The organism is Alteromonas alvinellae (genome assembly GCF_902705805.1).
On record NZ_CACSIH010000139.1, the window covers coordinates 1 to 10,674 of the forward strand.

Annotated in this window: 8 protein-coding genes and 1 tRNA gene; 5 read left to right on the plus strand and 4 right to left on the minus strand. The window is 44.2% G+C overall.

Features of this window, described 5'->3' with window-relative positions; all coding sequences use genetic code 11:
• Positions 1-262: 262 nt before the first annotated feature.
• The gene (nadA, locus tag ACX5KA_RS10480; RefSeq protein ID WP_014948872.1) at positions 263-1,318 is read left to right on the plus strand and encodes a quinolinate synthase NadA; all 1,056 of its coding nucleotides are present in this window, start codon (positions 263-265) and stop codon (positions 1,316-1,318) included.
• 122 nt (positions 1,319-1,440) lie between these two features.
• Positions 1,441-1,531, plus strand: a tRNA-Ser gene (locus tag ACX5KA_RS10485).
• Between the two features lie 185 nt (positions 1,532-1,716).
• On the opposite strand, the gene ACX5KA_RS10490 is transcribed toward ACX5KA_RS10485, so the two are convergent.
• Together ACX5KA_RS10490 and ACX5KA_RS10495 are read right to left on the minus strand one after the other, a co-directional pair.
• On the minus strand, positions 1,717-2,151 hold the full coding sequence (locus tag ACX5KA_RS10490) for a hypothetical protein (protein ID WP_458731090.1): 435 nt from the start codon (positions 2,149-2,151) through the stop codon (positions 1,717-1,719).
• A gap of 236 nt (positions 2,152-2,387) precedes the next feature.
• Complete coding sequence (locus ACX5KA_RS10495) at positions 2,388-3,557, minus strand: patatin-like phospholipase family protein (protein ID WP_202940871.1); 1,170 nt, start codon at positions 3,555-3,557, stop codon at positions 2,388-2,390.
• A gap of 220 nt (positions 3,558-3,777) precedes the next feature.
• On the opposite strand from ACX5KA_RS10495, the gene ACX5KA_RS10500 reads away from it, so the two are divergent.
• Positions 3,778-4,794, plus strand: a complete 1,017-nt coding sequence (locus tag ACX5KA_RS10500) for a 2-dehydropantoate 2-reductase (RefSeq protein WP_458731091.1) — start codon at positions 3,778-3,780, stop codon at positions 4,792-4,794.
• A 127-nt stretch (positions 4,795-4,921) separates the two neighbouring features.
• Complete coding sequence (locus ACX5KA_RS10505) at positions 4,922-6,148, plus strand: OprO/OprP family phosphate-selective porin (protein WP_458731092.1); 1,227 nt, start codon at positions 4,922-4,924, stop codon at positions 6,146-6,148.
• 4 nt (positions 6,149-6,152) lie between these two features.
• Here the strand turns inward: ACX5KA_RS10505 and ACX5KA_RS10510 are convergent, their stop codons facing one another.
• Positions 6,153-8,678 (minus strand): hybrid sensor histidine kinase/response regulator, encoded by a 2,526-nt coding sequence (locus tag ACX5KA_RS10510; RefSeq protein ID WP_458731093.1) that lies wholly within the window; start codon positions 8,676-8,678, stop codon positions 6,153-6,155.
• Between the two features lie 125 nt (positions 8,679-8,803).
• On the opposite strand from ACX5KA_RS10510, the gene ACX5KA_RS10515 reads away from it, so the two are divergent.
• On the plus strand, positions 8,804-9,163 hold the full coding sequence (locus ACX5KA_RS10515; protein ID WP_334049201.1) for a VOC family protein: 360 nt from the start codon (positions 8,804-8,806) through the stop codon (positions 9,161-9,163).
• A 118-nt stretch (positions 9,164-9,281) separates the two neighbouring features.
• Here ACX5KA_RS10515 and asd read toward each other — a convergent pair whose 3' ends face one another.
• Entirely contained in the window at positions 9,282-10,406 is a 1,125-nt protein-coding gene (gene asd / locus ACX5KA_RS10520; RefSeq protein ID WP_458731094.1) for an aspartate-semialdehyde dehydrogenase, read from the minus strand.
• Positions 10,407-10,674: the final 268 nt, after the last annotated feature.

The window sequence follows — 10,674 nt, forward strand, 5'->3', positions numbered from 1 at the left end:
ATCCAGCACGACCCACCATCAAGTCTCAAACTCAAATATTCCTTTTTTAAATAATCTCCTCAGTACAAAACGCCAATGCTTATTGCGTTTTAAAACGCTACTCGTCTCATTTGCACTTTGATCTGGTTTACCTAACCCCATGTAGTAGAACAGGTAAGCATAACTACGACTATTTAATTACCCTTATGTTGATTAGGTAGTGTGTAATTTTTATGACAGTTGGGTATAATCCGCACCCTTGTCGCAACAGAGATGTAGGTTAATGTCAGTAGCATTTCGAGTGGATCAGGTAGAGTACCCGTTCCCAGCAAAACCACAGCCATTGTCAGAAGCACGTAAAGCTGAATTAAAGGCTGAGATCAAAGCTTTACTTAAAGCCCGTAACGCTGTGCTTGTCGCACACTATTACACCGACCACGAAATTCAGGCACTCGCTGAAGAGACTGGTGGCTGCGTGGCAGACTCATTGGAAATGGCGCGTTTCGGTAGAGATGCACAAGAACAAACCTTAATTGTTGCTGGCGTTCGCTTCATGGGTGAAACGGCAAAAATTCTTAGCCCTGAAAAAACCGTACTAATGCCAACACTTGAAGCAACGTGTTCGCTTGATATTGGTTGCCCGGTAAAAGAGTTTAGCGAATTCTGTGATCAGCACCCTGACCACACTGTAGTGGTTTACGCGAATACATCAGCGGCAGTAAAAGCGCGCGCTGACTGGGTAGTAACGTCAAGCATCGCGCTTGAAATCGTTGAGCACTTAGACAGCCAGGGCAAGAAAATCATTTGGGGCCCTGACCGACACTTAGGCTCGTATATTGCCAAGCAAACGGGTGCCGACATGCTAATGTGGCAGGGCGAGTGTATCGTTCACGACGAGTTCTCTGCACAGAAACTAGCAGACATGAAAGCACTGTATCCAAATGCCGCGATACTGGTTCACCCTGAATCACCCGCAAGCGTGGTAGAAATGGCAGATGCAGTTGGCTCAACCAGTCAATTGATAAAAGCCTCGCAAACCATGGATAACGACACCTTTATTGTTGCTACCGATAAAGGCATCTTTTACAAGATGCAACAACTTACTCCAGAGAAGACGTTTATAGAGGCTCCAACGGGCGGTAACGGCGCTACGTGTAAAAGCTGTGCTCACTGTCCTTGGATGGCAATGAACGGCTTAGAAGCGATTAAGGCGTCTTTAACAGGCGAAACTGATGGGCATGAAATCTTTGTTGATGATGAATTGCGTAAAGGCGCACTTATTCCACTTGATCGCATGCTTAACTTCTCAGCCGAGTTAAAAGCGAAAGGCGGGCTATAAGCGCACGATTTATAAGCACTTGCTGAATATTTTTCAGCAAGTTCTTGATTAAGCGCGCGGCTTTACCTACTATACGCGCGCTCAAGGGGTTTCGTCGTTGAAATCTTCTTGATACAAAATTTGGAGAGATGGCTGAGTGGCTGAAGGCGCACGCCTGGAAAGTGTGTATACGTTTATAGCGTATCGAGGGTTCGAATCCCTCTCTCTCCGCCAAATACTGAGAACCGGCTTTAGGCCGGTTTTTTGTGCCTACCGATCAGCGCTGGATGATGCGCGGATACTTTTCGCTTACGTAAAAAGAAACCCGCGGGGTAGCGGGTTTTTTTTAAACGCGATTGTTGCGACGCTGGTATGCTAAAGCTAATGGCTTTTCATCTGTGATGTCGCGCCGCTGCTAATTACTTCGCAATTTGCTGGTGAAGCTTAATTAGGTCAGGAAGCTTTTTCGCGTAAATCGCTTTCTTTGTACCTGGGTGAAGTAATTGGCTCACAAACGTGCGTAGGAAGCCAAGTACAAACATTTGAACGCGATCAGCGTCTGCATCACTTGGGTTAGCAATAAGCTTTTCTGTCTCCGCTTGTACTTTATGTACAATCGGGTCCATGGTGTCTTTTCCAGAAACTAGGTCATTACCAGTCACAACGCCTTTGCCAAGCAAGTCTCTAACTGCTGAGTATAAATCAGCAGAAACAGCGTTAGACTGTCCCCAGTTCGCAATGTTGAATTCTTCAGCAATCTTATCTAGATCAGCAGTTGGGTCGTTCGACTTCAATAGGCTGTCGATAAGTTTATGGGCTTCAGTTTGTTTTACGGGTGTTGATAATTCTGACATGGTTACATTTAATGATTATGTGGGTGAGCGCGTTATAAATATTCTGCCAGACAATGTCAACCCGTTTGCCGCCAATAGAGGCAAGAACGGGAGAGGAGCTTGCTAAGTCATTATGTAAACATGGCGAACCAAGCTCCGAAATAGCACCGAAATAACACAGAAATATTACTGAAAGAGTAGCAAAATAGAGAAAAGGCACCTGCTGCCAAGCACCCTTTATCAAATGAGTAAACGGGCTACGCGGAGATCCTATTCTCTTTGTCTACTTTATCTATTTTGCCTGTTCGACGTGCTGGGAAAGGCAACTTAATTGGACGTTTACCATTTAATGCAGCATGTTCTGATTTCACACTATACTTAGCGCTGTCTTTACTATGCATGCCCTTGGGGGTATCAGTTACATCGAAAAGCGGAGCAACAGGCTGTCTGTTTTCCTCTAGCTGGTAAGCAATGACTTTGTTTTCGGTTTCTAAAAAGGCACTTCCAGCTTGCTTACCGAGCTTATAATCATGACGAAGTTGTGCGTCTGTACTACCTAACAATTTACTTTGAAGCTTATCTGACGCAAAAATTTGAATAACCTCTACGCCTTCTGGCGGGTTTTCAATAAACGCCAGTTCTTTTTGATACGCTTGTTCGTGCTGCAGCAGATAGTCGATGGTCTTTGGGCACGTGCCCGTTGCGCACATTACCGCGCTTAACTTTTGTAGCCAAGGCGACTGTACTTGAAAGCCTCTATCTACGGTGCGAATAACTACGATTTTCGTCGCGCCGCGCTTGTATGCTTCGGTAACAGGCAACGGTGCAGCCAAGCCACCGTCTAGAAAGAAATCGGTATTGGCTGCCTGTTTCGTCTCGACGTCAATGTGCAGCGGTACGCCCTGTTTGTAAAGTAAGGGGAGGGCGCTCGAAGCCTTGATAAGATCGACCCAGTTGTGAGTACTTTTCATTGGATCGAGAAAATACGCCTGTCTGTCTCTGGAATTTGTGGCGGTAAATAAAATTTCTCTGTCCGCAACATTAGCCTTCGCAGTATCAAGATCAAGTAAACGGTTCGCTTCTTGGGTTTTGTCAAAGTACCAGTCTAAATCGACAATATGTTTGCCCATTAAACCTCTTCCCATTTGGAAAAAGCGTTTGTGTCGAGTTAAGCCGCGAATAAGACGCTTTGCATAGCCTTTTTGACGCGCCACAAAACTCGTTAAGTTCTGTGAGCCTGCTGAGGTGCCAATAAGAATATCGAAAGGGTCGTGTCCGGCGTCTAACCATGTATCGAGTACGCCTGCCGTAAAAATTCCTCGCTGTCCACCACCTTCCGCAACCAAGGCAACTTTGCCATTGTTCGACATTTCAGCATTGTGTGCTTTTGAATAAGCGAGAGAAGGAGCAGATTGTTGACCCGACATGATAACCCTCTATTTGACCATGACTATAAATTGACTACTTGGTCTAATTGTAGGGAGATCACGACGCCGGAGAAAATTGAAAGAATAAATCGGACTGATAGGAAATAACTGATACTGAAACACTTTTTGTTATTTCATTGTGATTTTTGTGTTTACATTTTGATCGTTTAATCGCAGTCTAACAAAGTGTTGAAAGCTAAACTTTCATTGGGAGTCAATAATGAAAATTGCCGTGTTAGGTGCGGGAAGTATTGGATGTTATGTAGCGGGCTGCCTGTTAGCCTCTGCCCCCACATTGAGTGCCGCTAATGCGCTTACGCTCATTGGCCGTCAGCGTTTATATGATGATATTACTGCCAATGGTCTTAAAGTAACGGATTGGCAAGGGCGTGAGCAGCTAACAAAGCCTGAGCATATAGCTTTTTCGATTGAGAACGATAGTTTAAGTCATGCTGACGTCATTTTGCTTTGCGTTAAAAGCCAAGATACCGAGCAGGCTGCTGCGATAATCAATCAGCATGCAAAGCAATCAGCAGTCGTAGTCAGTCTTCAAAACGGAGTGGGTAATGCACACCTGCTTCGCCAGCACATAAAGCAATGCGTAATTGCAGGCATGGTGCCTTTCAATGTTTTTTATAAAGGCAACGGCCATTTTCACTGTGGTACTGAAGGTAATATTGCCCTTGAAGACCCCAATAACCAATGTAGTGACATCATAAAAGCGCTTAACAACGCGTCGTTGCCCGTTACGGTTTATAACGATATGAAAGCTGTACAGTATGGCAAACTTATTATGAACTTGAATAACGCGGTCAATGCACTGTCGGGTATACCGCTGAAATCACAGCTAGGGGATAGGCAATATAGGTTGGTTATGGCAAAGGTGTTGTCCGAGGCGTTAGCAGTATTAAAAGCGGAAGGAATTGCACCAGCAAGAACCGGTAAGGTCATTCCCAAACTGATGCCAAAAATTATGAAGCTACCTAATTTTTTATTCAATGTGGTGGCTTCATCTACGCTTAAAATAGATCCCGAAGCACGTTCATCAATGTATGAAGATTTGGCACTGGGGCGACGAACGGAGATTGATTATTTGAACGGCGAGATAGTCAGGCTAGGTGAAAAAAATCACATAGCTACGCCAGTGAATAAGCATATTGTTAACCTGATCAAACAACACGAAGTTGCTCAGAAAGGAAGTCCTCACTTACCAGCAAATGCTTTACTGTTAAAGTGACAGGTCTATCTAACGGTGTATTTCAACGTTAAATATTACAGTTTTGTGTCATTTTTATGTCAGGGCACTTGAATCTTATACTAAAGTATATATCCTGCGCGCAAACTTCCGTTATATTTAGTGTGCTTTGCTTTTTCAAAATCGTCTTTCTTCATGTCTTCTGTTGTGTGCTTTATGGGCGTCGCTTTTCCATACGGCGGTTGTAGCGTCTGAGGTTGATGCCGAGCGCGAATCTAGCGCAACGTTCTCTCAATACAATGGCAACGGCCTTTCATTTCAAAGCGACAACAATACCTTCTCACTACGCGTGCGCGGTAGACTTCAGTTTCGCTATGCCAATCCCGGTATAAGCCAGCCTACCGAGCGTGCTGACTTTGAGCATAACGCCGGTAATCAATTTGGCGTTAACAGGGCGCGGGTCAAATTAGACGGTCACATTGGTTTGCCTTGGATTAAATATGGTGTGGAATATGATGCTGTCGATCAGCGCACCCTGACCGCTACACTATCCTTTGAAAAGTATGACGCGCTTCGGTTTAAGGTTGGTCAGTGGAAAGTCGAGTATTCCAGAGAGCGCAGTGTTAGCAGTGGCGGCCAGCAAATGATGGATCGTTCAATCATCAACAGAATTTTTACGCTAGATAGGCAAATGGGGGCATCCCTTTACGGAAATCTTGATGGCCCAGGCGCGGCCAATTTCAATTACTGGGTAGGAGTATTCAATGGCTCAGGCCGTGGTGATTATAGCAATCACGATGGCGAGAATATGTATACAGGGCGATTACAGTGGAATTTCTTAGGTGAGTCTGTCGGGTTTAAAAACAGTGACATTAAACGAACAGCTACGCCCAAAGCCGCTCTAGCAATAGCAGGTGCGAAGTTCAAAAGCCAGTTTACGCGTTTTTCATCGTCTGGCGCTGGTAATTTAGCCAACTTTAGTGCGGGCGAGATCGAAGGTCGGTACGACATTCAGCAGTTTGTGATTGATGGTGCCTATTTTTATAAAGGGTTTAATGCTCAAGCGGAATATCATGAAAAAGATATTGTGGATTTAGCGGACAACAATAGAGAAACTACGCTGCGCGGCTATTATGTGCAGGCGGGTTATTTTTTGAGTGAATCAATCAGCTGGTGGCCAGAGCCCCTTGAAATGGCTGCACGCTTCGGGACCTATTCGCCCCGAGACAGTGAACAAGACGAACGCTTTTTTGAAAAGACAGTAGCATTCAACTATTTTTTTAATGGCCACGAGAACAAACTAACCGCAGAGGTAAGCAGGGTTTCACTGGATCAGTTCGATACTGAAGTAGGGGACGAGACCATCTACTCTCTGCAGTGGGACGTCAGCTTTTAACTACTCACGCCGGGCGAGCAAGAAACTCACCTAGTGTGTTAACAAGGCGAGCCTTGTCTACGGGCTTGCCCACATGGGCATCCATTCCTGCCGCGTGACAGTTGTCGATATCTTGCTGCATGGCGTTAGCTGTTAGGGCAATGATGGGGGTTTTTAACTTAAGCACATTTCTTATATGCCGTGTGGCACTAAGCCCATCAACTTCAGGCATTTGAATATCCATTAGTACCAAATCATAAGTGCACGCTTTCAATGCATCAATGGCCTTTTGTCCGTTTGATACGTGTGTTAAATCTAAACGGAATTCTTCAAGAAGCGCTTTGATTACCTCAACATTAATGTCGTTGTCTTCTGCAAGGAGGACACGAGCACCTTCTAGCGTAACGTGTTGCTGAGTTGTCTCAGACAGCGGAACATCAATATCTGCTGCAACAGCAAACGTGACATCAAAAGAAAAAGTAGAGCCTCGTTCTAATTCGCTTTCAAGCGTTAGTGAAGAGCCCATTAGCTTAAGCAGATTATTACTGATGTTAAGCCCTAGGCCTGTGCCGCCATACTTTCTCGCTATGGAGCTTTCAGCTTGCGTAAAAGGCGTAAACAGCTTTACTTGGTTTTCTTTCGAAATACCAATCCCGTTGTCTTTTACCCAGCAGTGCAGGGCACAATGACTATCGTTCGACTCTACTACGGATAACCCAATTTCTATAATCCCTTTATCAGAAAACTTGATGGCATTGCTTATTAGGTTTGCCAATATTTGCTTAAATCTAAGTTCGTCAAACATCAAATCGTTATTAAGGCTTTTGTCGATATGAAGCTGGAGCACTAATCCCTTGCGTTCCGCTTGGTCTGAAAATATGTCGACTAATGTGCGCAGGCTTTCATTGATGTCGTGAGGCCTTATAGCCAACGTTAGCTTGCCCGCTTCAATCTTCGAAAAGTCGAGTAGGTCGTTAATAAGTTGAAGCAGCATTTCAGACGCATTGACGATTTTCTTGGTGAGATCCTTTGCCTGCATATCGACCGCACGGTTTGATAATGTTTGTCCAAAACCAATAATGGCATTTAAAGGCGTGCGGATTTCGTGACTAATATTAGAAATAAACTCAGACTTTAACCGGTTGTTTAATTCTGCTTTTTCTTTCGCCGTTAAGTAAAGCGCATTAGCCTGTCTTGATTTACTCAATAAAGTCAGAATGATAACAATTGTTACTAGTGTGAGTGTGATAAGTATGACGAGCAACGTGGAAAAAAGAGATTGGGTGCGCTGAGCCTCTGTTTTCAACAAAAGCGCTTCCTCGAATGCTTTATTCTCATTCTCAAGTTGATTTGCTCTGTCTTTTTCTTGAGTTATCTGATCAATTAAGTTGGCGCTTTTTATTAGCTCTAAGTCTTCATATTTCTTTGCATTCAAATAAGCTTCATGGAAAACCTCAAATTGTTTGAATGCTAGCGCGTGATCACCTTTCGCAGCAGTAATGTAGGCTTCTGTTTTATCAAGTTGGGCACGCCAAGTCGTTTGCTCGGCTTCGCGGTTTTCATCGTAGAGTTGACGTGCTTTATTGAGCGCGTTTGTCGCCTTATCCAGTTCTCCTAAACTAAGGTGGGCTTCCGCTTTTAAACGGTAAATCTCGCTATTGTAAAAAGAAGATGAGAGAGGATGGGCAAGAACGATATCAGACAGTGTTAGTGCTTTCTGGAGGTTACCTGAACGATAATAAGTTGTGGCGATACCGTAAGTGGCAAGAAACTCAGAATAGTTGATATCAATTTGCGAATCGAATTCAATGGCGCGTTCAAAATAGTCGATGGCCTTGCTATAGTTTCCTAGATTTCTATACAGAATACCAATGGCGTAAAGGTTGTCGCTGACCAAAATTCGTTGGTTTTCAACTTTGGCGCCATCAAGCGACTTCTCATAGTAAGACAGCGCAATGTCATAAGCGCTGACTGATTGATAGTAGTCTGCCACAATTGCGTAGTACAAGGGTTTAAGCTCAGTGAGCTTATGCTCGGTAAGTATCTCATTTACCGTGTTGATAAGCTCAGCGTTTGGCGCAAAAACCTGACCTTCGCTGTAGGTCAATACTTGGTAAATGAGCGCGTAGGCTTTTATGCTTGGTGGAATAGTAGGCGTTGCAACAACGCGGTTAAAGTATTCGTAGGCTTTTTCGTAGTCTGCGGAAATACCATACATTCTTGCTACACCAGTAGCTATTGTAAGCCCTTCACTCGAGTTGTCTTGCAACGCAATCAGCGTATTTAAGATTTTTTCGGAAGGGCGTTGATGTATTGAGAGTTGGTACTGAACATAAAGCGCGCCCACTTTTCTTTTTTCATCTTGCGTTAATGTGTCAGATAACAACCAAGCTTCAAGCTTTTCTATTGCAGCCCCTATAGGCAAAGGCACTAAGGTTTCAACGTCCACTTTAATTTCGCTGACCTTGTCTGAGATAGATGCATGAGCACTAACCGTTTCCATACTCCAAGTTAGGGCAAGCAATAAAGCCAAACTAATAAAATGCTGCAAACTAAGTGACCCGAATAATTGCTATTTGTCTCATGTTAAACGATTAGACGCGTTTAGAATTTAATCAATAAGTCTAAAGTTGGTGATAGTATGAGCTCATCATTATTTAAAAAGAGGAGAGTGACATGCAAGAAAGCACCAAACTCAACTATGTCGAATTTGCATCTCTAGATATTCGCCGCTCAAAAGCGTTTTTTGAAAGTGCGTTTGGCTGGTGTTTTACCGATTATGGCAGTGAATACAGTGCGTTCAGCAATGCTGGCATGGACGGAGGGATTTTTTCTTCACAACGTGTGATGAAGGCAGAAAGTGGGGCGCCTTTATTGGTGCTGTATTCCATTAACATTTCTGAAGCGCAAGAATGTGTAGAAAAAGCAGGTGGAGTAATTACTAAACCGCTGTTTAACTTCCCGGGGGGCTGTCGCTTTCATTTTGTCGAGCCAGGTGGTAATGAGCTTGCTGTTTGGTCTGAGTCGGCAAAATAGCGCTATCGTGTCTACGATGTCTAGTGATTCTGACTTTTATAGTCTGATAAAAAACGCCTTGCGTGTAACGACACAGCAAGGCGCTCTATATTCAGATTAATTAGCTATAAGCTTGTCGTTACTTTTGCTCAAGCACAATGCGCAGCATTCTGCGAAGCGGCTCTGCGGCACCCCACAATAGCTGATCGCCTACAGTAAATGCCGAAATATACTCTGGGCCCATAGTCAATTTGCGAATACGGCCAACTGGAATAGATAGCGTGCCGGTCACTTTCGCTGGCGTGAGCTCTTGCATGGTCGCTTCGCGGTCGTTTGGAACAACTTTTACCCATTCATTGTGAGCCGCAAGAATCTCTTCAATTTCGCTTACAGGCAAGTCTTTCTTAAGCTTAAGTGTAATCGCCTGACTGTGGCAGCGCATAGCGCCAACGCGCACGCAAATACCGTCAATCGGTACTTCGCCGCCTTTAATGCCTAGAATTTTGTTTGCTTCGGCTTGGGCTTTCCACTCTTCACGGCTTTGACCTGAAGGTAGTTGCGAATCGATATAAGGGATTAAGCTACCCGCAAGCGGTACACCAAACTGTTCACTAGGGTAGTCTGCGCTTCGAATAAACTCAGACACTTGCTGGTCAATTTCTAAAATCGCCGTAGCAGGATCTTCAACTTTAGCTTTCACATTACTGTGAATTGCACCCATTTGATTGATTAGCTCACGCATGTGCTGTGCACCTGAACCTGAAGCAGCTTGATAGGTCATTGGCGAAGCCCATTCAACCAAGTCTTTCTCAAACAGGCCACCGAGTGCCAGAAGCATAAGGGAAACCGTGCAGTTTCCACCTACGTAGGTACGAATGCCTTTTTCAATGCCACTATTAATTTCTTTACGGTTTACTGGGTCTAGTACAATGACGGCATCGTCTTTCATACGAAGCGCTGAAGCTGCGTCAATCCAGTAGCCATTCCAGCCTGATGCACGAAGGTCATTATAAACTGCTTTTGTATAATCACCGCCTTGGCAAGTAATAATGATATCTTGTTTAGATAGTGCTTCGATGTCGTGCGCATCTTCTAGAACACCAGCATCTTTACCAGCAAAATCTGGTGCTGCTCTACCTTTCTGCGAGGTGGTGAAAAAGGTGGGCTCAATGTGCGCGAAATCCTGCTCTTCTTGCATGCGCTGCATTAATACTGAGCCAACCATACCGCGCCAGCCCACTAAACCTACTTTTTGTTGTGACATTAAATTGAGAACCCTTGTTACTAAAATGAAAAGTACTTCATCACTTATGTTTGTAAAAATTGGTCAATACCCAGACCTTTTCATTAATTGGCGTGTATTGGAAAAACATAAAAGTGATGTCGAGCGCCGCGTGCCTAGCCCACTGGCGCAATACCTGTCGTTTTTATTTTTATCCTCGCAGTCTAAGTGTTATTTATCCCGCTGGCTAGATGGTTTTTATAAATAATCTATCGCTGATATCAGGGCAAAATCATACTTGAATGAAATT